Source organism: Dokdonella sp., from assembly GCF_051958935.1.
In the GTDB taxonomy this organism is placed as follows: domain Bacteria; phylum Pseudomonadota; class Gammaproteobacteria; order Xanthomonadales; family Rhodanobacteraceae; genus Dokdonella_A.
In genome coordinates this window covers 15,271-38,174 of record NZ_JBQCFP010000193.1, presented here as the reverse complement: position 1 = coordinate 38,174, position 22,904 = coordinate 15,271, and the positions used below count along the sequence as shown (strand labels likewise).

21 protein-coding genes are annotated in these 22,904 nt (G+C 69.6%); 5 read left to right on the top strand and 16 right to left on the bottom strand.

Features of this window, described 5'->3' with window-relative positions:
- The 14 genes from ACTHK2_RS18060 to ACTHK2_RS17995 all read right to left on the bottom strand — a co-directional run.
- Window positions 1-176: response regulator (locus ACTHK2_RS18060; protein WP_440247130.1), on the bottom strand; the 176-nt coding region annotated here is incomplete at its 3' end.
- A 46-nt stretch (window positions 177-222) separates the two neighbouring features.
- Window positions 223-2,856: an ATP-binding protein gene (locus tag ACTHK2_RS18055; protein ID WP_440247128.1), complete on the bottom strand. Its 2,634-nt coding sequence runs from the start codon at window positions 2,854-2,856 to the stop codon at window positions 223-225.
- A gap of 18 nt (window positions 2,857-2,874) precedes the next feature.
- Window positions 2,875-3,474, bottom strand: a complete 600-nt coding sequence (kdpC, locus tag ACTHK2_RS18050; protein WP_440247127.1) for a potassium-transporting ATPase subunit KdpC — start codon at window positions 3,472-3,474, stop codon at window positions 2,875-2,877.
- Window positions 3,471-5,513 (bottom strand): potassium-transporting ATPase subunit KdpB, encoded by a 2,043-nt coding sequence (gene kdpB, locus ACTHK2_RS18045; protein ID WP_440247126.1) that lies wholly within the window; start codon window positions 5,511-5,513, stop codon window positions 3,471-3,473. Before kdpB ends, kdpC begins: the two co-directional genes overlap by 4 nt.
- A gap of 11 nt (window positions 5,514-5,524) precedes the next feature.
- Window positions 5,525-7,252 (bottom strand): potassium-transporting ATPase subunit KdpA, encoded by a 1,728-nt coding sequence (gene kdpA / locus ACTHK2_RS18040; RefSeq protein WP_440247125.1) that lies wholly within the window; start codon window positions 7,250-7,252, stop codon window positions 5,525-5,527.
- Between the two features lie 45 nt (window positions 7,253-7,297).
- Entirely contained in the window at window positions 7,298-7,390 is a 93-nt protein-coding gene (locus ACTHK2_RS18035; protein WP_440247124.1) for a potassium-transporting ATPase subunit F, read from the bottom strand.
- Window positions 7,391-7,402: 12 nt separating this feature from the next.
- Window positions 7,403-8,125 (bottom strand): TorF family putative porin, encoded by a 723-nt coding sequence (locus ACTHK2_RS18030; protein WP_440247123.1) that lies wholly within the window; start codon window positions 8,123-8,125, stop codon window positions 7,403-7,405.
- A 230-nt stretch (window positions 8,126-8,355) separates the two neighbouring features.
- Window positions 8,356-8,775 (bottom strand): glutaredoxin family protein, encoded by a 420-nt coding sequence (locus ACTHK2_RS18025; RefSeq protein ID WP_440247122.1) that lies wholly within the window; start codon window positions 8,773-8,775, stop codon window positions 8,356-8,358.
- Window positions 8,776-8,875: 100 nt separating this feature from the next.
- Window positions 8,876-9,082 (bottom strand): hypothetical protein, encoded by a 207-nt coding sequence (locus ACTHK2_RS18020; protein WP_440247121.1) that lies wholly within the window; start codon window positions 9,080-9,082, stop codon window positions 8,876-8,878.
- A 203-nt stretch (window positions 9,083-9,285) separates the two neighbouring features.
- Window positions 9,286-9,990, bottom strand: coding sequence for a DUF429 domain-containing protein (locus tag ACTHK2_RS18015; protein ID WP_440247120.1), 705 nt, complete (start codon window positions 9,988-9,990; stop codon window positions 9,286-9,288).
- A gap of 22 nt (window positions 9,991-10,012) precedes the next feature.
- The gene (locus ACTHK2_RS18010) at window positions 10,013-10,939 is read right to left on the bottom strand and encodes a M14 family metallopeptidase (RefSeq protein ID WP_440247119.1); all 927 of its coding nucleotides are present in this window, start codon (window positions 10,937-10,939) and stop codon (window positions 10,013-10,015) included.
- A gap of 366 nt (window positions 10,940-11,305) precedes the next feature.
- Window positions 11,306-12,589, bottom strand: a complete 1,284-nt coding sequence (locus tag ACTHK2_RS18005; RefSeq protein ID WP_440247118.1) for a Vgb family protein — start codon at window positions 12,587-12,589, stop codon at window positions 11,306-11,308.
- A gap of 130 nt (window positions 12,590-12,719) precedes the next feature.
- A complete protein-coding gene (locus ACTHK2_RS18000) occupies window positions 12,720-13,505 on the bottom strand; it encodes an ABC transporter permease (RefSeq protein ID WP_440247117.1) in 786 nt (261 codons plus the stop codon).
- Window positions 13,502-14,425, bottom strand: a complete 924-nt coding sequence (locus ACTHK2_RS17995; RefSeq protein ID WP_440247116.1) for an ATP-binding cassette domain-containing protein — start codon at window positions 14,423-14,425, stop codon at window positions 13,502-13,504. The genes ACTHK2_RS18000 and ACTHK2_RS17995 overlap by 4 nt, the downstream gene beginning before the upstream one ends.
- A 121-nt stretch (window positions 14,426-14,546) precedes the next feature.
- Here ACTHK2_RS17995 and ACTHK2_RS17990 point away from each other — a divergent pair, with 121 nt between their 5' ends.
- From ACTHK2_RS17990 to paoC, 5 genes are all read left to right on the top strand, one after another.
- Entirely contained in the window at window positions 14,547-15,050 is a 504-nt protein-coding gene (locus ACTHK2_RS17990) for a hypothetical protein (protein WP_440247115.1), read from the top strand.
- Window positions 15,050-15,292 carry a helix-turn-helix domain-containing protein gene (locus ACTHK2_RS17985; protein ID WP_440247114.1) on the top strand — a complete coding sequence of 81 codons (243 nt, stop codon included), beginning with the start codon at window positions 15,050-15,052 and terminating at the stop codon, window positions 15,290-15,292. Before ACTHK2_RS17990 ends, ACTHK2_RS17985 begins: the two co-directional genes overlap by 1 nt.
- Window positions 15,293-15,382: 90 nt before the next feature.
- The gene (paoA, locus tag ACTHK2_RS17980) at window positions 15,383-16,036 is read left to right on the top strand and encodes an aldehyde dehydrogenase iron-sulfur subunit PaoA (RefSeq protein WP_440247113.1); all 654 of its coding nucleotides are present in this window, start codon (window positions 15,383-15,385) and stop codon (window positions 16,034-16,036) included.
- Window positions 16,033-16,989 carry an FAD binding domain-containing protein gene (locus ACTHK2_RS17975; RefSeq protein WP_440247112.1) on the top strand — a complete coding sequence of 319 codons (957 nt, stop codon included), beginning with the start codon at window positions 16,033-16,035 and terminating at the stop codon, window positions 16,987-16,989. The genes paoA and ACTHK2_RS17975 overlap by 4 nt, the downstream gene beginning before the upstream one ends.
- Entirely contained in the window at window positions 16,986-19,184 is a 2,199-nt protein-coding gene (gene paoC / locus ACTHK2_RS17970) for an aldehyde oxidoreductase molybdenum-binding subunit PaoC (RefSeq protein WP_440247111.1), read from the top strand. Before ACTHK2_RS17975 ends, paoC begins: the two co-directional genes overlap by 4 nt.
- 138 nt (window positions 19,185-19,322) lie before the next feature.
- On the opposite strand, the gene ligD is transcribed toward paoC, so the two are convergent.
- Both ligD and ku read right to left on the bottom strand, forming a co-directional pair.
- Complete coding sequence (gene ligD, locus ACTHK2_RS17965) at window positions 19,323-21,908, bottom strand: DNA ligase D (RefSeq protein ID WP_440247110.1); 2,586 nt, start codon at window positions 21,906-21,908, stop codon at window positions 19,323-19,325.
- Window positions 21,909-21,977: 69 nt separating this feature from the next.
- On the bottom strand, window positions 21,978-22,853 hold the full coding sequence (ku, locus tag ACTHK2_RS17960; protein WP_440247109.1) for a non-homologous end joining protein Ku: 876 nt from the start codon (window positions 22,851-22,853) through the stop codon (window positions 21,978-21,980).
- Window positions 22,854-22,904 lie beyond the last annotated feature (51 nt).

Genomic DNA, 22,904 nt, shown 5'->3' with positions numbered 1-22,904 from the left:
AGGATCACGAGGTCGGCGCCGTGCGTTGCGAGCGCGGCGAGGCCCGCGGCGCCGTCGGCCGCGGTCTCGACGCGATAGCCTTGCGCGCGCAGGCTGATGTCGAGGAAGCGGCGGATCTGTGGCTCGTCGTCGACAACGAGGATGCGCGCGGCGGCGGCGTTGGCGGGCTCGCTCATGCGGCCATCCTAGCGTTCGCGCGCAAGCGGCGCGAATCCGCGGCGGTCACGCGGGTTCGACGCGCGGCAACGTGATGCGGATGATCGTGCCGCGCCCGTCGGCGCCGGGCAGCGCCTCGACGCTGCCACCGTGCGCCCCGACCATGCCGCGGCAGATCGCAAGGCCGAGGCCCGTGCCTTGTCGCCCGCGATCGCCGCGCTCGACGCTGTAGAACATGTCGAAGACGCGCCGGCGCTCGTCCTCGGGAATGCCCGGTCCGCGGTCGCGCACGTCGATGCGCAACGCGCCGTCGTCGAGCACGCGCGCCGCGATAGCGATCGCTTCCCCCGCGGGCGAGAACTTCGCCGCGTTTTCGATCACGTTGAACAGCGCCTGCTCGATCAGCGCCGGATGCACCCAGATCGGCCCGATGCCGTCGCCGACCGCGATGTCGAAGCGCGCGTCGGGCTGGTAGCGCTGCAGGCGCGCGACCGCGGAGCCGATGAGTTCGCCGACGCCGATCCAGTCCCGATTGAGCGCGAGGCCGCCGTGGCCGAGGCGGGTCATGTCGAGCAGGTTCTGGACATAGCGGTCGAGCCGCTCGCCCTCGAGGCGGATCGTCTCGAGCAGGCCGTGGCGGTCCTCTTCGTCCATCGCGGCAGCGTAGTTGTCGAGGCTGCTCGCCGCGCCGATGATCGACGCAAGTGGCGAACGCAGGTCGTGCGACACCGACGACAGCAACGCCGAGCGCAGGCGCTCGGTCTCTCCCGTGATGCGCGCGTCCTGCAGGTCACCGACCAGGCGCACCCGCACGATCGCCTGCGCGATGTCCTCGGCCATCGCCTCGGCGAGCCGGCGCTGCTCGGCACTGAGCCGCGCCTGCTGCGCCTCGAAGCGCAAGCCTAGCACGCCGGCGCCGGCACCGCCGGTCGCGAGCGGCAGGAACCACCAGTCCGCCCCGGCCATCGTGTCGGTGTAGCGGCCGGCGGGTTGCGCGTTGCGACGCGCCCAGTCCGCCGCGGCGCGGTCGCGGTCGCCGAGCGCGGCGCCGCGCAGCGGCGCGTCGCCGAGCTCGATCAACGCATCCGCGCCGAGCGCACGCTTGAGCGCGCGCGCCCCCGCGCCGACCACCTCGCCGAGGTCGGCCGCGCCGGCAAGTGCCTGCGACAAGCCCTGCAGCGCGGTCGCATGCACGTTCGCCGCCTGCAGCCCGAGCACCTGCGCGCGCAGGCGCGAGGCGAGCCGCCCGGCGACGAGCGCGGCGAGCAGGAACAGGAACACGGTCGCGACGCCCTGTCGCGCGCTGATGTAGAACGTGTAGCGCGGCTCGATGAAGAAGAAGTCGTAACTGACGAAGCACAGCGTCGCCGCGACCACCGCAGCGGTCATGCCGGTTCGCGCGGCCACGAGCACGACCGCGACGATGAACACCATCGACAGGTCGTGCAGGCCGGCCCAGCGCTCGGCCAGGCCGGCGATGACCGCCGCCGCGGCGGGCGCGAACAATGCCAGCGCGGCGTCGCTGCGATTCAACCAGCCGCGCAGGTCGCGCAGCGAGCGGCGCGACTTCGCGCGCGCCTCGGGCGTGCCGACGATCGTCAGTTCGTAATGCGCGCCGCGCTGGATCAATTGCTGCGTGAGCGTGCGGTTGAGCATGCGCGCGAACGGGCGCTCGCGCGTGCGCCCGAGCACGATCGCCGAGGCGCCGCTGCGCGCCGCGTGATCGAGCAGCGTGTCGACGATGCTCGAACCGTGCAACAGCTCGGTCTCGCCGCCGAGGCGGCGCGCGAGCGCGAACGCGCGATCGAGTTCCATCTGCCGCGCGGCGTCGACCGCGCCGCTGCCCTGCACGCTGATCACGCTCCACGGCGCGTCGCGGCGTTCGGCGAGCCGGCGCCCGACGCGCACGAGGTATTCCGACTGGCCGCGGCCGTCGATCGCGACCAGCACGCGCCGGCGTAGCGACGCGCCCGGCAGGCCACGCGCGGCCTGCGCCTCGCGCAGGTCGCTGTCGACGCGGTCCGCCGCGGTCTGCATGGCGAGTTCGCGCAAGGCGGCGAGGTTCGACGGCGAGAAGAACGCCTGCAGCGCCTGCGTCGCCTGCTCCGGCACGTACACCTTGCCCTGCTGCAGGCGTTCGATGAGTTCGCGCGGCGGCAGGTCGACCAGCACGATGTCGCGCAGGCGGTCGAACACGATGTCGGGTACCGTCTCGGCGACACGCACGCCGGTGATCCGGTGCACGACGTCGTTGAGGCTCTCGAGGTGCTGGATGTTGATCGTCGTGTGCACGTCGATGCCCGCGTCGAGCAGTTCGAGCACGTCCTGCCAACGGCGCTCGTGGCGGCTGCCGGGCACGTTGCGATGGGCGAGTTCATCGACCAGCGCGAGCGCGGGACGGCGTGCGAGCATCGCGTCGAGATCGAATTCCTCGAGCATGCGCCCGGCGTACTCGACGCGCCCGCGCGGCAGCTGCTCGAGGCCTTCGAGCAGGGCCGCGGTCTCGACGCGGCCGTGCGTCTCGACGATGCCGACGACGACGTCGACGCCGCGGCGCCTCAGCTCGCGCGCGCGGGCGAGCATCGTGTAGGTCTTGCCGACGCCGGGCGCGGCGCCAAGGAAGATCGTGAGGCGACCAGCGCCTTCACGACGCAGTTCGCCGATGAGGGCGTCGGCCTGGGCGCTGCGCGGATCGTCCATCGCTGCATTGTGCCGCGTTCAGCGCCCGCGTGCGTCGAGCGCGAGGTTGAGTTCGAGCACGTTGACGCGCGGTGCGCCGAACAGGCCGAACTCGCGCCGCTCGACGTGCCGCTCGACCAGCGCAGCGACGTCCGCCTCGGCGAGGCCGCGCGCCTTCGCCACGCGCGCGACTTGCAGCCGCGCCGCGGCCGGCGACACGTGCGGATCGAGGCCGCCGCCGGACTCGGTCACCAGGTCGCCCGGCACGGCTTCGCGTGCGACGCCCTCGCGCGCGGCCACCGCCGTGATCGCGTCGTCGAGGCGCTTGCGCAGCACCGGGTTGCTGCGCGCCTGGTTGCTGCCGCCCGCAGCCATGGGGTCGTACCCGGCCGCAGACGGCCGCGGCGAGAAGTAGCGCGCGTCGGCGAACGGCTGCGCGACCAGCGCTGAACCGACGACCTTGCCGCCCTGCTCGATCAGGCTGCCGGTGGCGGCGTGCGGGAACAGTGCGCGACCGAGCGCGGTGCCGGCGAGCGAATAGAGGAAGCCGTAGCCGACGAGCACGATCGCGGCGAGGACGAAGGCGGCGCGCCAGGAGGTGCGATCATCGAGGTAGAACGGCGAGTGGTTCATGTTCATACTCCGATGGCGGCGAGCAGGAGATCGATCGCCTTGATGCCGACGAACGGCAGCAACACGCCGCCAACGCCGTAGACGAGCATGTTCCGGCGCAGCAGCGCGACCGCGCTGGCCGGCTTGAACCGCACGCCCTTGAGCGCTAGCGGGATCAGCGCCGGAATGATCAGCGCGTTGAACACGAGCGCGGACAGCACCGCGCTGTTCGGGCTCGCGAGGCGCATCAGGTTGAGCGAGGCCATCGACGGCAGCGTCGCGGCGAACATCGCGGGCAGGATCGCGAAGTACTTCGACACGTCGTTGGCGAGCGAGAACGTGGTCAGCGCGCCGCGCGTGATGAGCTGCTGCTTGCCGACCTCGACCACCGCAAGCAGCTTGGCCGGGTCGTTGTCGAGGTCGACCATGTTGCCGGCCTCCTTCGCCGCCTGCGTGCCGGAGTTCATCGCCACGCCGACGTCGGCCTGCGCCAGCGCGGGCGCATCGTTGGTGCCGTCGCCGATCATGGCGACGAGGTGGCCGGCGGCCTGCTCGGCACGGATGCGCGCGAGCTTGTCCTCCGGTTTCGCTTCGGCGATGAAGTCGTCGACGCCCGCCTCCGCGGCGATCGCGGCCGCGGTGAGCGGGTTGTCGCCGGTGATCATCACGGTACGGATGCCCATCTCGCGCAGGCGTGCGAAGCGTTCCTTCACGCCGTGCTTGACGACGTCGGAGAGCTCAATCACGCCAAGCACGTGCTTGCCGTCGGCGACCACGAGCGGCGTCGCGCCGCCGCGCGCGACCTGCGCGACGCGCGCTTCGAGTTCCGGCGATACGACGCCGCCGAGCGCGTTCACGTGCCGCGCGATCGCGTCGCTCGCGCCCTTGCGGATGGAACGCGCACCGACGTCGACGCCGGACATGCGCGTCTGCGCGCTGAACGAGATGAAGGTCGCCTGCTCGGGATCCTCGACGCGACTGCGCTGCTCGCGCGCGAGCCGGACGATCGACTTTCCTTCCGGCGTCGGATCGGCGAGCGACGACAGCAGCGCGGCATCGCGCAACTGCTCGCGGTCGATGCCGCCGAGCGCATGAAACGCGGTCGCCTGGCGGTCGCCGTGGGTGATCGTGCCGGTCTTGTCGAGCAGCAGCACGTCGACGTCGCCGGCGACTTCGACCGCCTTGCCCGACTTGGCGAGCACGTTCGCCTTCAGCGCGCGGTTCATGCCGGCGATGCCGATCGCCGGCAGCAGCCCGCCGATCGTCGTCGGAATGAGGCAGACGAGCAGTGCGATGAGCAGCAGAGGATCGAGTTTCACGCCGACGAAGCCGGCGAGGAACGGCAAGGTCACGCAGACGACGAGGAAGGTCAACGTCATCGCCGCGAGTAGCATCGTCAGCGCGATCTCGTTGGGTGTCTTCTGCCGGTTCGCGCCCTCGACGAGCGCGATCATGCGGTCGAGAAAGCTGCCGCCGGGCTCGGCGCTCACGCGCACGACGATTTCGTCCGAGAGTACTTTCGTACCGCCGATCACGCCGCTGCGATCGGCGCCCGCTTCGCGCAGCACCGGCGCGGATTCGCCGGTGACCGCGGCTTCGTTGATCGTCGCGACGCCGCGTTCGATCTCGCCGTCGGCGGGCACGAACTCGCCCGCGGAGACGACCACACGGTCGCCCGCGCGCAGTTCGCTCGCCGGCACGGGCATTTCGTTGCCGGCGTCGTCGATGCGTCGGCCGACCAGGTCGCGCCGCGCCGCGCGCAGCGACGCAGCCTGGCCGCGCCCGCGCGCCTCGGCGACGGCCTCGGCGAAGTTCGCGAACAGCACGGTGACGAACAGCGTCGCGGTCACCGCGATGCCGAATGCCCGGTGGGTCGACGCGGCGACCGTGATCAGCGCGGACAGCAGCGTGCCGAGCAGCACGACGGCCATCACCGGGCTGCGCATCGCCTGCCGCGGCGCGAGCTTGCGGAACGATTCGGCGATCGCGGCGCGCAGGGCAGCGGCATCGAGTCCACCGGCAGGATGGCGGCGGGCGGTGCCGAGGTGGAGCGGAGTATCGGTCACGGCGGCCTCCCTCACGAAACGGCGAGCGACAGGTGTTCGGCTACCGGGCCGAGCACGAGCGCGGGCATGAACTGCAGGACGGTCAGGATCACGATCACCGCGACGAGGGTGAGCGCGAAGGTCGGCGTTTCGACGTGCAAGGTGCCCGCGCTCTCCGTCGCGACCTTCTTGCGCGACATCAGGCCGGCAATCGCCAGGGGCACGATCAGCGCGGGATAGCGGCCGAGGATCAGCACGAGCGTGCACGACAGGTTCCACCAGTAGGTGCCGTCACCGAGCCCCTCGAAGCCGGAACCGTTGTTGGCGAACGCGGATGCGTATTCGTAGAACACCTGGCTGACGCCGTGGAAACCGGGATTCGAGTTCGCCGTGATCGACGGGAAACTCAGCGCGATCGCGGTGAAACCGAGCACGACGATCGGTTGCAGCAGGATCAGCAGCGCGAACAGGCGCACTTCGGGTGCCTCGATCTTGCGTCCGAACAACTCCGGCGTGCGACCGGTCGTGAGCCCGGCGAGGAACACCGCGAGCAGCAGGTAGACGACGAACTGCATGAGGCCGCACCCGATGCCGCCCCAGATGGCGTTGACGAGCATGTCGACGATCGCGACGCCGCCGGTCAGCGGCGCGAGCGAGTCGTGCATCGCGTCGACGGAACCGTTGCTCGTCTGCGTCGTGAGGGTCGCCCACAGCGCCGAAGCGTCGGCGCCGAAGCGCACTTCCTTGCCTTCCATGAGCGCGATGTCGTGCGTGCTCGCCGAATGGCCTTCCGACCATGCGCCTAGCCCGCTCGAGACGACCGACATCAGCAGCATGCTGCCGAACACGAGCACGGCGAACCGGCGCCGACGCACCAGGACGCCGGCCATGAACGTGACCGCGACGGGCACGAGGAGGATCGCGAGCACCTCGAGGAAATTGGAGAACGGCGTCGGGTTCTCGAGCGGCACCGCACTGTTGGGCCCGTACCAGCCGCCGCCGTTGGTGCCGAGCTGCTTGATCGCGACCATCGGTGCGACCGGCCCGAGCGGGATGTGCTGCTCCTTCAGTTCGACCGTCGCGTCGACGGGCGCGACCGTGGGGCCGCGCTCGAGCGTCGCGGGCACGCCCTGCGAAGTCAACAGCACCGACCAGACGAGGCACAGCGGCAACATGAAGCGAACCGTCGCGCGCGTAAGGTCGACCCAGTAGTTGCCGAGGTCGCGCTCCGCGGGGACCGCCTGCGCCGGCAGGCTCTGCGCATCCGCGCGTGCGGCCTGTGCGTCGCGGCCGCCGAAAAGGCCGCGCAGGGTCGCGACCGCCATCGCGAGGCCCATCATCGGCGTGATCACCTGCAGGCCGACGATGCCCACCATCTGCGACAGGTACGACAGCTGCGCTTGGCCGGAGTAGTGTTGCTGGTTGGTGTTGGTGAGGAACGACACCATCGTGTGCAGCGCGAGGTCCCAACGCATGTTCGGCACGCCGTCGGGATTGAGCGGCAGCCACGTCTGTGTCATGAACTGCAGCCAGACCAGCACGCCGAGCACCACGTTGCTGACGACGAACGCTCGCGCGTAGCCCTTCCACGACATGCCGAGGCGCGGGTCGGTGCCGAGCGCGCGGTAGACCAACCGCTCGAGGGGGCCGAACACGACGTCGAGGCGCGACGCCTCGCCACGCAACACGCGTGCGAGATACAGGCCGAGCGGCCAGCCGAGGGCGATCGCCGCGGCGAATACGAGAACGATTTCGATCATGGCAATGGGACCCTGTCGCCGAATGGCGTGGCGATGTCGTGGCAGTCAGAAATCTTCCGGGCGCAGCACGACGTAAAGCAGATAGATGAAGGTCAGGACGACCAACAAGCTGAATACGAACATCAACCAGCCGGGCATGTTCGGACCTCCTCAGAACGAAGCTTGCAACGCGGCTTCGACGCGCGAACCCGCGTAGTCGTCGCCGAAGATCGCCTTCGCGTCGCTGTCGGTAGCGTGGCCCGACAGGCGCAGCTCGAACGGCGCCTGGAACGCCCAGATAGCATTCACCTGCGCATGCGTGTAGCCCCTGCGGGCGACGACGTCGCGGCTCAGGAAGTAATGCGACACCATCGCCTCGAGGCGGAACCGGTCGTCCAGCGGGAAGCGCGCGCCGATCTGGGTGTAGAGGCCGCTGTGGTCGTAGCCGAGCGCCTCGTTCGACCAGCCGGCCGAGAACCAGAAGTTGTTGCGCCAGGTCAGCGTGCCGTCGAGTTCGGTCCAGTCGAGGTCGACCGATGTGCCCGGGTAGACGTAGCGCAGCACGTTGACGTCGACGGCCCAGTCGTCGGACAGCTTCCTGCTCCAGCCGAGCGTGAGATCGAGTTCGGTGCTCGCGTCGAGTTCGGGCGCGAACTTGATGCTCGATCCACACGCGGACGCATAGAAGCCGCTGTCGGCGGATACCTTGAACCCGGCCTGCGCCGCGGGGTCGCCGTCGGACTGCGTGCTGCCGCGCCAGACGTAGTCAGTGGTCAGCGTGGCGTTGCCGTTGAACGTCACGACCTGCGCCGTCGACACGGCGCCGGACGAGGCGGCGACCGCGAGCGGAAGCAGGAAGCCACGGCGACGCCGCGGCGGATGGAATCGGGGCATGGTGATGCAGGACCTTCACGAGGCCGGATCGGCCACCGCGAAAGTCTGGGTCGCGGGCGCGTAAAGCCTCCATTCCGCGCAGGCGCGGACGCGTAAATTCGTCGTAAAACTTGCGTGGGCGCAACGCTCGCAAGCATGGCCCGACGCAGGGCGGCGTGCCCAGCAGCGCTCACGCGCGTAGACGCCGCATGTCGATGCGGCGGCAGCTCGTCGAGACTTGCGCTTGCGCGTCAGTGCGTGGAGCTACCGCCGGCGACGTGCCCATCGAGCGTCGCGCGGTACGTCGCTTCGTCGAAACCCGTGATGCGCACGCTCGTCGTGACGAGCACGGGCACGCTGTTCGCGTGCAATCGTTCGTACAGCGAGCGCGCGGACGGCGACGTGTCGACATCGTAGACGACGTGCTCGACCTTCATCGCGTCGAGCAACGCACGCGCCTGCCGGCAGTACGGACACGTCGTCGTCGCGAACAGCACGACCGGCTCGCCCGCGTCGCGCACGATCGCCGAGTAGTCGCCAGGCTGCAGCGCTGGCTGCGCGGTGAAGCTGCGCAGCGCCGATACACCGAGCCAGCCGCAGGCAGCCGCGACGACGACGAGCGCAAGCGTCGAGGCGACGCCGCGCAGCACACGCAGAGTTCCGTTCATCATCACCCCCGTCACCGCATCGCCGGACGCCGTCCTTCGCAACCGCCGATGCACCTCTCGCGAAACGGATTCGGGTGACGTCCCTGTCGCCCGAAGCGACCGGCTAGAGGCCGTAGATCCAGCAACAGAAGCTGGAGCTGAAGTAGTTCAGACAGCTGAGGTAGGCGCCGGTATTGGCCGGATCGATCATGCAGACATGGCCGCCGCCACCGCCGCCCGGCGGCAGCGCCCATGCGGAGGCCGCGGAAAGGCCGAGGACGAGACCGAACAGCACCGTGCGAACGCGCATCGTGCCAAGTAGCTTCTTCATGGAAAGCTCCTTTGTCGACAAAGGGACCGCGTCATTGCGGCCCGTCGTCGGAGAACGCTTCGGCGCGGGGAATTGAGACATGCGCGTGCGCGGGGCGTTCGCCTGCTTTACGTGGGAGCGACTTCAGCCGCGATCGGCGGTTCCATCGGTGGAAAAAAGGTATCGCGGCCGCAGCCGCTCCACACGAACGCAGCGAGCTCCGCTCAGTAGTAGATCGCGACGTGCCAGCCATTCGCGTCGACCGCCGGTGTCGGTGGCAGCGAGCGCGCGACGCCGTTCGCAATGCGCTCCGCCGACCACAGCGCCGCGAACGCATCGAGCACGTCGTCGGCCGCGGCGGCGCGGCGCGGGACCGCGGCCAGCAGCGCGCGCACCGCCGTTTCGTCGAACACCCGACCGAGCAGTGCAAGCCGCTGCTTGCGGCCGTGCACGGTCTTCTTTCCCGCGGCTAGGCCGACGTCGTCGTTCAGGGCCGCGAACGAGACTTCCGGATGGATCTCGAACACGCGCGCCCTCGCGTCGGGATCGCTACGCAACGCCTCGTCCCACGCACGGATCTTCGGCAGGATGCCGAACGCCTGCGCGCTGAGGCCGCGATGCTCGCGGTCGAGTTGCCGATGCAGGCGCAGCGCTTCGGCGTACGTCGCCGCGCCGAGCACGCCGCGCACCGGCGCGGAGAAGACACTCGGCGCGCGGTGCCGCCCGACGAAGCGGCGTGCATCGGCGTCCGGCGCCCGAGGCCCGTCGTCCGACAAGCCGATCGGCACGTCGACCGCGATCACGTGCGCATCCGCGTGCGCGGCGACGAGTTCACCCGGACCCGGGTGCACGGCGAACGCGAAACCGTCGCACGTGCGCTCGACTGCCAACCAGCCGGCCTTGCAGCCGTCGACGCCGACGCAGTGCACGCGTACCGCCCGACGCCGCCGGTCAGCGCGGCGTGCGCGCCAGCGCGAAATCGATCGCGGCGCAGACTGCGGCCGCCTGCGCCGCGTTGCACTGCTCGGGCGTCGCGCGCGGGCTGTCGGGGTACACCTCGGTCGTCGTCGTGTACGGCGCGTTGGTGATGCCCGCGCACAGGCCGAGCCGCTTCAGCGGATAGTTGATGACGCCGGGAGCGACCACGGTCGAGCCGATGATCTCGCCCTTCGCGTCCGCCGGCGCGATGTGCGTGACCTTGGCCACCGCGGCGATGAGCGCCTGCTGGAACTCGGTCTGCGGGTTCTCGCTGTCGCCGACGACGTAGAAACCATCGGGGATCTCGCCCGGCTCGAACGGCACGCCGTCGCGCGCCGCGAGCGCGGGACGGAATTCCGATTCGTCGCTGTCGGTCGTCTCGTGCAGATCGACGTGCACGAGCACGGCGTCGCGCAGCGGCGCGACCAGGCGCAGCAGCGCGGCCGATTCCGCGGCGGGGCTGTCCTCGCGGAACGAACGGTTCGGATCGAGTGCGAGCGGGTTCCAGCGATGGATGCGCTCGTACGCCCACGGACTCACGCACGGCGCGACGAGCAGGTTCACGCGGCCGGCGTAGTCCTGCGCATGGCGATCGAGGAAGCGCAGCGCGCCGTGCACGCCGCTCGTCTCGTAGCCGTGCACGCCGCCGGTGACGAGCACCGTCGGCAACGCGTGGTCCCAGTCGCGGCTGCGCACCGCGAACACGTCGAACTGCTCGGGCGGATAGTCGAGCTGGCCGTACGGGGCCACGTCGAAGCGGTCGCGCAGGCGATCGATCGCGCTGGCGACTTCGTCGACGTAGCTGCGCCGGCGCACCTGGCGCGCCAGCCACGTCGCACGCTCGGCATCGCCCCAGGCCTGGCCGGGCGTGCCGATGGGATAGGTTCCGGATGACAGCATGCTTCGTTCCCGGTGGATGCAACCTGCGAACTGTAGCACCGGCCATGCCGCACCGATGACGCTTTCGCTGCCGGAAGTGCGTCTTGTACGGAGCGCGCCACGACGCCGCATTCTGCACCCCTCATGCCGCGCATCGCGGTCCGCTCCGCCCTGCCCCTCGTCCTCCTCGCTTCGCTCGCCCGCGCCGGGCACCCGCAGTCGTTCAGCGGGCATCGGCGACACCGTCTTCGAATCGGGCGACGCCGTAATCAGTTTGAACGCGGCGCGCGGAGCCTTCACCCCGAGTGCATCGACGCGCGGTGCAAGCGCCAGCCTGCAGCCGCTATGCCCATCACCACCCATCAGCCGCGCGAACGCCCCGAAGCATCAAGGACAGGCAAGGCCTGACGGCATCGTCACGCGCACGAGTTCCATTGATCCGCTGCCGTACCCCGGCACGTCCGAATCCCAGTCGAGCGTGCCGTGGTTGCAGTCGCTGAAGCGCAGGGTCGCGCTGCCCCAGGTGGTGTTCTGCACGCGCGCGGGATCGAAGGCGGCACCGAAACGCCCGCCCGGGCCATCGATCGTCGACAGCGTGACCGTCGCGTGATCGCCATCGATCGGCCCGACGCCGCCGATCCACGCCTGGCCACCGAGAGGGGCGAATGTGTAGATCTCGGCGACGAGGCGGTCGTCCGGCAGCACTTCAAGACCGAGACCGAGCTGGCCGGTGACGCCCGCATCGACCCAGGTGCCCGTGAAACCGCTCGTGATCGGCATGCTGCCCGAAGCACCGACCACCGGGATCAGCGCAATGAACGTGCCGCCGTCGATCGCCCCTGCATTCGTGCTGGCGAGCACGCCGAGCCGGGCACCGCTGGCACGATCGAAACGGATCACGCTGGTGCCGCTGAGTACGAGGATCGAGCCATCCGCGTCGAGCGCGAGACCGGTCGGGAGGCCGAGGCCGGTCACCGCCTTGCCGACGAACGCGCCGGTGTCGGCGTCGAAACGATAGATCTCGCCGCTGCCCTCGCCGCCGACGAGGATCGTCGCGCCTTCGTCGACGATGCCGCGCGTGCGCCGCAGGCCCTGCGCGCGCGCCGGCACGAACGCGGCGCGCACTTCGCCCGTCGCAGGGTTCACACGCGCGACGCTGGCGCTCGAATAGCCCGGCACGTAGAGCACCCCCGCCCCGCTCATCATGAGCCCGTTGTCCGCGCCGAGCAGGCCGCTGTCGCCCGGCAGCGCGATGCCGATCACCTGCCCGGTCGCGCGATCGAGCTCCAACACGCGGCTCGTGCCGTAGCTCGCGACGAAGACGCGCCCGTCCGCACCGAAGGCGATGCCGGTGGGGTCGATCTCGGGCGTGAACTGCGCGAACACGTCGACGAACGCGTACCTTGCATCGTGCCGGTAGCGCTGCACCTGGCCGTTGATCTCGCTGACGACGTAGATGAGGTCGTCGGCGGGATTGAGCCGCACCGCCTGCGCGCCCCTGATGCGCCCGGCGCCGTCGAGCTGGCGCAGGAAGCGTCCGTCGCAGGCGTCGAAGATCGCGACGTTGTTGGAAAAGTAGCCGCTCACGAACAGGTGCCGCGCGCACGATTGCGCGTGGGCAATGCTGGTTGCGGCGATTGCGAAGGCGGCGAGGACGAGGCGGGCGTTCATGGCGGCAGCTCCTGAGGACATCGCGCCGACGATGAGCGGAGCGGCCGTCGAAGGCCTTCGCAAAGCCTTCGGGCGGTTCCCTTTTTCCTCCTTTCCGATGCCGGACAGCGGGATGGGCGCAAACCCGTGCTCATCCCTTGCTCCGCGCCCGTGCGAACAGCAGGTAACCCGCGCCGGTGAACAGTACGAAATAGCCGAGCGCGAGCCCGTGCACGTCGAGTACCGGCGGCGGCAGCCTGCCGGGACTCGCCACGCCGATGTATTGCAGCATCGTCGCCGCGTAGGGACTCGACGAACCCCAGCGCGTGGAGAGCATGCCGAGCGTGCCGACCCAGAGCAGGAAGCCGACGCCGATCGGAACCATCACGTTGCGATGGCGCAACGCGATCGCGTACTGCAGCCCGACGATGGGCAGGCCGCCGATCGCGTAGCCGAGGTCGTCGCGCAGGAACGCAGCCCACGGGATCGGCGCGTCGGGCATCCTCAGCCCGGGCACGATCCAGGCCGGCACTGCAGCGGTGAACCACAACGCGAGGTTGAACGCGAGCAGGAACTGCACGAGCAGCAGCAGGACGATCGCGAGCTTCGCGAAGTAGATCGTCGCGGACCCGATCGGCAAGGTGTGCACCTGCTTCCACGTGTTGTTGCGGAATTCGATCTGCACGATCAGGCTCGTCGCGAGCACGAGGCCCATCGGCAGGAAGAAGATCGCCGACGACTCCCACGCGCTGGACCAGAGTTTCGTCCAGAAGTCCGCGGCCGCGTGCAGGACCGGCAATCCGGCATGGCGCACGAGGCGCACGAGGAGGATGATCACCGGCGTGAAGCACGCGCCGGCCAGCACCATCCAGGTCGCCAGGCTGCGACGCTGCTTCAGCCATTCGCCTTGCAGCGCGTCGACGAACGCGGCGCTCATGCGGCCTCCCGCGCGGCGGGCGGGTCGACCATCTCGAGGAACAGGCTTTCGAGGTCGCCGCACGCGCCGCCGACCTCGCGCACACCGATGCCCGCACCGACGAGGTCGCGCACGATCGCGACGACGCCGGCATCGTCGAGTCCGGGCAGTACGAGGCAGCGCTCCTCGATCCGCGCGACGTGACCGGCCTGCACGAGCCGCGCGTGCGCAGCAGGGTCGTCGTCGGTGCGCAGCACGAGCAACCGCGTCGCGCGCTGGCGTGTGCGCAGCGCATCGATCGGCCCCTGGAACAGCAGGCGCCCGCGATGCAGGATGCCGACATGGGTCACGAGTCGCTCGACCTCGGCGAGCAGGTGGCTGGAGACGAGCAAGGTCATGCCCCGCTCGCGGTTGAGTCGCTGCAGCAGCGCGCGCATCTCGACGATGCCGTTCGGGTCGAGGCCGTTGGTCGGCTCGTCGAGGATCAGCAGATCCGGGCCGTGCAGCAGCGCGATCGCAATGCCGAGCCGCTGCTTCATGCCCAGCGAGAACAGTCCCGCGCGCTTGCGACCGGTGCCGGCGAGGCCGACCAGCTCGAGCACCTCCTCGATCCGCGCCATCGGGCAGCGATGGATCCGCTGCAGCAGGAGCAGGTTTTCACGCGCGGTCAAATGCTCGTAAAACGACGGACTTTCGATCATCGAGCCGACCCGGCGCAGCAGCTCGCGCCGATCGTCCTGCAGGCGCCGGCCGAACACGCGGATCTCGCCGCCCTCGCAGGCGAGCAGGCCGAGCAGGAGGCGCAAGGTCGTCGTCTTGCCGGCGCCGTTCGGCCCGAGGAATCCGTAGATGCTGCCTTCGGGGACATCGAGATCGATGCCGTCGAGGACGAGATCGTCGCGGTAGCGGTGCACCAGCTGTCGGGTCTGCAGGCAAGACATGGCGGTACTCGTGGTGGCCGGTCGTGCCGGCATGGGTTCGGCGCGGTCGAATTTATGTTTTAATTAAACTACGACCGCAAGAAATTTAAGTCAAGGTTAAATTCCGATGCCCGATGTCCCGATGCCCGCGCCCCTTCCCGCGCCGCTTCGCGCGCGCAGCGCGCGCCTCGCCCGCGCCCTCGACATCCTGCTCGCCGGGCTCGCGTTGCTGCTGCTCGCCGAACGTTTCGGCGCTGTCGCGGCGGCGATCGGGCGCAGCGGTTTCGAAGCGACCACCCTCGCGCAAGCAGGGCGGCAGCTCGCCGTCGCGGTCCCCGAGGGCTGCTACCTCATGGCGCTCGCCTGGGTCCGCGTCGCCCTCGCCGGATTCGCGCGCGGCGCATTCCATACGCCGGTGATCGCGACCGCACTGCACCGCGTCGGCTTCATGCTCGCTTTCGGTGCCGCGTTCGCGTTGTTCGCCGTGCCGACCCTGCTGCGCTGGTTCGGCAGCGATCCCGGCTATGCGATCGCCTACGACATCGGTAGCGCGGTGCTGTGCGCGCTCGGCGCATCGCTCGCGCTGGTGGCGCAGGTGCTCGAACGCGCGGCCGCGATGCAGGCCGAACTCGACGGGATCTTCTGATGCCGATCCGCATCACGTTCGACGCGCTGCTCGCGCGCAAGGGCATGAAGGCCAAGCACGTCGCGGCGACGATCGGCGTCAGCGAGACGCAGCTCTCGCTGTTCCGTTCCGGCAAGGTCCGCGGCGTGCGTTTCTCGACCCTCGCCAGGCTCTGCGCGGTGCTCGAGTGCCAGCCCGGCGATCTCATCGCCTACGACGCGGACCCGCTCGACCTGCAGACCGCCGACGACGGCGGCGACTGAGCGCAGCTCCTTCGGCGACACCGCGCGATTGAACGCACATTCAGTGCGCCGCGCGCATCGTGGCCGGGTTGCCCTCCCGGGAGTTCCTCCATGAAGGAATCCGATGCGGTCGATCCCGCCCGTCGCGATGCGCTAGTGCTGGGCCGCAACCTGCTCGTCGGCGGTGCCGCGGCCTGCTGGATCGGCGCCCCGCCCGCGCAGGCCGTGGCCACTGCGAAGGCCGACGCGCCCGTCATGCGCACGCTGAGCCTGCGCATCAACGGTACCGCGAAGACACTCGAACTCGACACGCGCACCACCCTGCTTGATGCCTTGCGCGAACACCTGCATCTCACCGGCACCAAGAAGGGCTGCGATCATGGCCAATGCGGCGCGTGCACGGTCATCGCCGGCGGCCGCCGCATCAACGCCTGCCTGAGTCTCGCCGTCATGCACGACGGCGACGAGATCACGACGATCGAAGGCCTCGGCACGCCGGGCCGGCTGCATCCGATGCAGGCGGCGTTCGTGCACCATGACGCCTACCAGTGCGGCTACTGCACGCCGGGACAGATCTGCTCCTCGGTCGCGATGCTCGAGGAGCTGCGTCGCGGCATCCCGAGCAACGCGGCCGCCGATGTCGCCGCCACGCCGGCGTCGACGCCGGATGAACTGCGCGAGCGCATGAGCGGCAACATCTGCCGCTGCGGCGCGTACTCGAACATCATCGACGCGATCACCGAGGTCGCGGGAGCGCGCCCATGAAGGCGTTCACCTACGAGCGCGCGACCTCGACCGCGCAGGCCGCCGCGCGCGCTGCGAGCGTGCCCGGCGCGAAGTTCATCGCCGGCGGCACCAATTTGCTCGACCTCATGAAGATCGAGATCGAAACGCCCGCGCACCTCATCGACGTCAATGGCCTCGACCTCGCGAGGATCGAGCCGACGGACGCCGGCGGGCTGCGCATCGGCGCGCTGGTGCGCAACACCGACCTCGCCGCCGACGCGCGTGTGCGGCGCGACTACCCGGTGCTCGCGCGCGCGCTGCTCGCGGGTGCGTCGCCGCAGCTGCGCAACCGCGCCACGACCGCGGGCAACCTGCTGCAGCGCACGCGCTGTCCGTATTTCTACGACCCCGACCAGCCTTGCAACAAGCGCGAACCCGGCAGCGGCTGCGCCGCGCTCGCGGGCTGGCGCCGCCTGCATGCGATCGTCGGCACCAGCGACGCCTGCATCGCCGCGCATCCGAGCGACATGGCGGTCGCGATGCGCGTGCTCGATGCCGAAGTCGAAACGATCCGTGGCGACGGTTCGACGCGCCGCTTCGCGCTGGCCGACCTGCATCGCCTGCCCGGCTCGACGCCGCACATCGAAACCACGCTCGAGCCCGGCGAACTGATCACCGCCGTCGTGCTGCCGCCGCCGCCCGGCGGCACCCACGTCTACCGCAAGGTGCGCGACCGCGCGTCGTATGCGTTCGCGCTCGTGTCGGTCGCGCTCGTGCGCCAGCCGGACGGCAGCGGCCGCGTCGCGCTCGGTGGCGTCGCGCCCAAGCCGTGGCGTGACCACGACGCCGAGCGCGCATTGGCGTCCGACCCGCGCGCCGTCGTCGACGGCCTGCTGAAGGACGCGCGCACGTCGCCCGACAACGCGTTCAAGATCACGCTCGCGCGGCGCACGCTGGACGCCGCGATCGCCGATGCGAGGACCGCGCGATGAAATTCGACACGCCTGCGACGAAGAACCCGATCGATCGGCTCGCGGTCGTCGGCCAGCCGGTCGATCGCATCGACGGTCCGCTGAAGACGACGGGCACCGCGCGCTACGCATACGAACATCACGATGCCGTCGCGCACCCCGCCTACGGTTACGTCGTCGGCGCGGCCATCGCCAAAGGCACGATCCGTTCGATGGATCTCTCCGCGGCCCGAGCCGCTCCCGGCGTGCTCGCGATCGTGACCGCGGACAACGCGGGCCCCCTTGGTAAGGGCGACAAGAACACCGCGACCCTGCTCGGTGGCCCGTCGATCGAGCACTACCACCAGGCGATCGCGCTCGTGGTCGCCGAATCGTTCGAACAGGCGCGCTGGGCCGCGCGGCGCATCCGCGTCGACTACGCGCGCGCCGACGGTGCGTTCGACCTCGCACGCGCGAAGGACTCGGCTTCGAAGCCGGAATCGGGCAAGCCCGACACGTCCGTCGGTGACTTCGATGGCGCGTTCGCCGCAGCGCCGGTCAAACTCGACGCGACCTACACCACGCCCGACCAGTCGCACGCGATGATGGAGCCGCACGCCTCGACCGCGCTGTGGGACGGCGGCACACTCGTCCTCTGGACGTCCAACCAGATGGTCGCCTGGGGCGTCGCCGACGTCGCGAAGACGCTCGGCATCCCGAAGGAGAAAGTGCACCTCATGTCGCCGTTCATCGGCGGCGGCTTCGGTGGCAAGCTGTTCGTGCGCGCCGACGCCGTGCTCGCCGCGCTCGGAGCGCGCGCGGCGAAGCGGCCGGTCAAGGTCGCGCTGCAGCGCCCTCTGATGTTCAACAACACGACGCATCGGCCGGCGACGATCCAGCGCATCCGCATCGGCGCGACGCGCGAGGGCCGGATCACCGCGATCGCACACGAGAGCTGGTCCGGCGACCTGACCGGCGGCAAGCCCGAGACCGCGGTCGATCAGACGCGGCTGCTTTACGCGGGCGCGAACCGGATGACGGCGTTGCGTCTCGCCGTGCTCGACCTCGCCGAGGCGAATGCGATGCGCGCGCCCGGCGAAGCACCCGGCATGATGGCGCTCGAGATCGCGATCGACGAAATAGCCGAGAAGCTCGGCATCGATCCCGTGCAGTTCCGCGTCGCCAACGACACGCAGGTCGATCCCGAGCATCCCGAGCGGCCGTTCTCCAAGCGCCGGCTCGTCGACTGCCTCACGATGGGCGCGGAAAAATTCGGCTGGAAGGGGCGCAATCCGCGGCCGGCGAGCACGCGCGACGGCCGCTGGCTGGTCGGCTTCGGCGTCGCAGCGGCATTCCGCAACAATCTCGTGACGAAGTCCGGCGCGCGCGTGCGCCTCGGCAAGGACGGCGTCGTCACGGTCGAAACCGACATGACCGACATCGGCACGGGCAGCTACACGATCATCGCGCAGACCGCGGCCGAGATGATGGGCATACCACTCGATCGCGTGGTCGTTCGCCTCGGCGACTCCGACTATCCGGTGTCGTCCGGGTCGGGCGGCCAGTGGGGCGGCAACAGCTCTACCGCCGGCGTCTATGCCGCCTGCACGAAGCTGCGCGAGGCGGTCGCCGCGAAGCTCGGGCTGCCGCCCGATGCCGAGTTCGTCGACGGACGCGTGCGCGCGGGCGAGCGTGACCTCGCGTTGAGCGATGCCGCGCGCGCCGGCGAACTCGTCGCCGAGGACAGCATGGAATACGGCGACCTCGACAAGCGGTACCAGCAATCGACCTTCGGCGCGCATTTCGTCGAGGTGCGCGTCGACGCGGCGACGGGCGAGACGCGCGTGAAGCGCATGCTCGCGGTGTGCGCGGCCGGCCGCATCCTCAACCCGAAGACGGCGCGCAGCCAGGTCATCGGTGCGATGACGATGGGCGTCGGAGCAGCGCTGTCGGAACACCTCGTCGTCGACCGCAGCGCGGGCTTCTTCGTCAACCACGACCTTGCCGGCTACGAAGTCCCCGTGCACGCCGACATTCCGCACCTCGACGTCGTCTTCCTCGACGAAACCGATCCGATGTCCTCGCCGATGAAGGCGAAAGGCGTCGCCGAACTCGGCATCTGCGGGGTCGCCGCTGCCATCGCCAATGCGATCCATCACGCCACCGGCGTGCGCGTGCGCGACTATCCGGTCACGCTGGACAAACTCCTGGACCACCTGCCCGCTTCGGCTGCCTGACCGAGAAAGGATTGAACACAAGACATCGAGGGCACGAAGGAAGGCCGGATAGAGACGGTCGATACCGGAACGCGCGACCCGCCGCGGACCTGATCGGTCAATGCCCGAGTCGTGCTTCCTTCGAGTCCGTCGCGTGTTTCAGGCGTTGCTACTGCCCACAGGCCGCGACGCGTGCTTCCGTTTCGCCTTGTTCGAAGGCGACGGCAGTGTCTGGCGGATGCGGTAGAAGCCTTCCCACGGATCGCGCTTGCGGCGCTTGATCTTCGCGAGCGCGGAGCGGATGTCGTAGGCGGCGCCGCTCGGGAGGCGCGCGAGTTCGCTCCACTCGATCGGCATCGCGACCGGCGCGCCGGCGCGCGCGCGCAGCGAGTACGAACCGATCGAGGTCGCGCCGCGCGCATTGCGCAGCCAATCGATGAAGATGCGCTTGTCGCGCTTCTGTTCGCCGGCGACGCTGACGAAGGTCCGCGCGCGGGCGCTCGCGAGCGTGTCGGCGACCTGCTCGGCGAAGCGTTTGGCCTCGTCCCACGGCACGGCGGGCGCGAGCGGTACGACGATGTGGAGGCCCTTGCCGCCGGACGTACGCAGGAATGACTCCAGGCCGATCGCCGCAAGGGCATCGCGCACGGTGCGCGCGGCCTTCTTCACCTCGGCCCAGGCCACCGACGGGTGCGGGTCGAGATCGAAGATGACGCGATCGGCATGCGCCTGGTCGCTCGCGAGCGCGCCCCAGGGATGGAACTCGAGCACGTTCATCTGCACCAGCTGCAGCACGCCGATCGCGTCGTCGACGGCGAGATAGCGATCACTGCCGCTCTTTTCCTTCACCAGCACCGAGCGCACATGGTCGCCCCAGCCGCGGCCCGTGTGTTTCTGGAAGAAACAGGCGTTGCCGGTGCCATCGGGGCAGCGCATTACCGACAGCGGCCGGTCGCCGATGTCGGCAAGCAGCAACGGCGCGACCGCGCGGTAGTACGCGGCGACGTCCGCCTTGGTGATGCCCTCGCCCGGAAACACTTCGCGCTCGGGATGGGTGAGGCGCACGTCGCCCGGGTCCGACCCGGCGGGCGTCTTCGTCCGCTGGCCGGAAGGGCTCTTCGTCGCAGCCCCTCGCGTCCGCGCGGACGGGGTCTTCTGCACGCGCGCAGCCGCAGAACGCGGCTTCGCTCCACGCGCACGCGCATCCTTGACGAGATCCCCGAGCGACTTGTCTTCGCGCACCGTCTTGAGCGCCGGTTGTCGCAGCAGCCCGAGGCCGCCGAGGCCCTGATGATAGACCTCGACGACGAGCACCGGCTCGACCCAGATTGCGCCGGCGCGGTCGGCGCGGGTCATCTTCGACACGTCGGCCCGCGTCTCGTCGATGCGCGTGCCGGCGAGATCCTTGCGCAGGCTGCGCAGTTGCTCGGTGCTGAAACCCGTGCCGACGCGCCCGATGTATTCGAGGCCGTCCTTGCCCGGCCGCGCGAGCAGCAGCGCGCCGAAACCGCTGCGGCTGCCTTTCGGTTCGGTGAAACCGATCACCACGTACTCGTCGGAGCGGCGCGCCTTGATCTTGATCCAGTCGCCATTGCGAGAGGCACGGTACGGGCTGTCGACGCGCTTGCTGACGATGCCTTCGAGGCCCGCACGCACCGCCTGCGCGTAGACCGCGGCGCCATGCCCGACCTGGTGCGCGGAATAGCGCAGCAACTCGTTGCCGCGCTCGGCGAGAAGCGCTTCGAGGCGCGCCTTGCGCTCGAGCAACGGCAGCTCCCGCAGCGAACGGCCGTCCAGGTGCGGCAGGTCGAACAGCATGTACGCGAGTGGCGCCTTCTGCTCCGCCGAAAGCCGCCCCTGCAGCGCATTGAAATCGTCCCGGCCGTCGCGCAACGCGACCATCTCGCCGTCGAGCTGCGCACTCTTCACGCCCAGACCCCGCAATGCCTCGACGAGTTCGGGCACCTTGTCGGTCCACTCGAGCCGGTTGCGCGACCACAAGCGCACGCGGCGGCCCTTGATCGACGCGAGGATGCGGTAACCATCCCACTTCGCTTCGTGCAGCCACCCGTCGCCGTCCGGCGCCTGCGATTCGGGCTTGCACAGTTCCGGATCGAACGGACCGTCGTCGATGGTCTCGGCGCGCCCGCGCGCACGCGGATCGAGTGCCCGCGACGGCTCGGGTTCGGCGTCCTGCCAGACCTTGCGCCGCTCGCGCAGCGGCAGCGGCCGATCGGAGCGCGGGTCGACGAAATCGTCGGCCTCGCGCTCGCCCGCGTACTCGTCACGGTGCTTGATCAGCAGCCATTGCGGCTTCTTGCCGTCGCCGCGCGTGCGCACGAGTACCCACGAGCCGCGCAGCACGTCGCCGTGCAAGGTGAACTTGAGTTCGCCCTTGGCGAGCCCCTCGCGCACGCTGCCTTCCGGTTCCCACGTGCCGCGGTCGAAGACATCGACGTGGCCCGCGCCGTAGTTGCCTTCGGGGATGTCGCCTTCGAAACCCGCGTACGACAGCGGATGATCCTCGACCTGCACCGCCATGCGCTTCACCCTGGGATCGAAGCTCGGCCCCTTCGGCACCGCCCAGCTCTTCAGCGCGCCGGCGTGCTCGAGGCGGAAGTCGTAGTGGCGCCGGCTCGCGTGATGCAGTTGCACGACGAAGATGCCGTGGCCGCGATCGCCACCGGCGGCGGGCTCGGGCGTCGCCTTGAAGTTGCGCTTGCGCTTGTATTCGGCGAGGGGCATGGCGTGTCCTGGACGACCGTTGGGCGAGTGTGCGCGGCGTGTGCTGAACGCGATATGCGAGCCGCGCGCTCATGCGCGCTTTCGCGTCGTACTCTTGCGCGTGGCCTTCTTGCGCGGCGTCGTGCGCTTCGCCGCCTTCTTCTTCGCTGGTGCGCGCCGGCCTTCGGCGAGGCTCTGCTTGAGCAACGAAACGAAATCGACGACGTTGGTCGACTTCTCCGCCGGCGCCGCTGCTTCCTCCGGTTCGGCCTCCACCGTCTTGCCGCTCTTGAGCCGTTTCTCGATCACCTTCTTGAGTCGCGCGCGGAATTCATCCTTGAACTGCTCGGGCTTCCATTCGCCCGACAGCGCCTCGACGAGCTTCTCGGCCATCGCCAGCTCGCTGCGATTGACGCGCTGCGCGCTCGCGGGAAACGAATATTCGCTCTGCGGGATCACTTCGGACGGATAGCGCAGCAGGTTCAGCATGAGCGCCTTGCCGCGCGGCAGCACCGCGCAGAGGTACTCGCGCGTGCGGATCACGACACCCCCGACGCCGATGCGACCGGTCTTTTCGAGTGTCTGGCGCAGCAGCACGTAGCCCTTCTCGGCGCGCTTGCCCGGCACGAGGTAGTACGGCTTTTCGTAGTACTCCGGGCCGATCGCGTCGGCCTCGACGAAAGTTTCGAGGTCGACCGATTCGTGGCTTTCCGGCGCGGCGCCCTCGATGTCCTCCGGTTCCAGCACGACGTAGTTTCCCTTGCGGTACTCGAAGGCCTTGACGATGTCCTTCCACGGCACTTCCCGACCGGTCTGCGCGTTGACGCGCTCGTAACGCACCGGCTTGTTGTTGCGCGAATCGAGCATGCGGAAATGCAGGTCGTTGGTCCGTTGCCCGCTCATCACCGCGACGGGGATATTGAGCAGGCCGAACGACAGCGTGCCGTTCCAGATCGGGCGTGCCATGGTGTCCTCCATGCGTGGCGTTCGCGCAAGCCTAGGCGCACGTCCTCGACG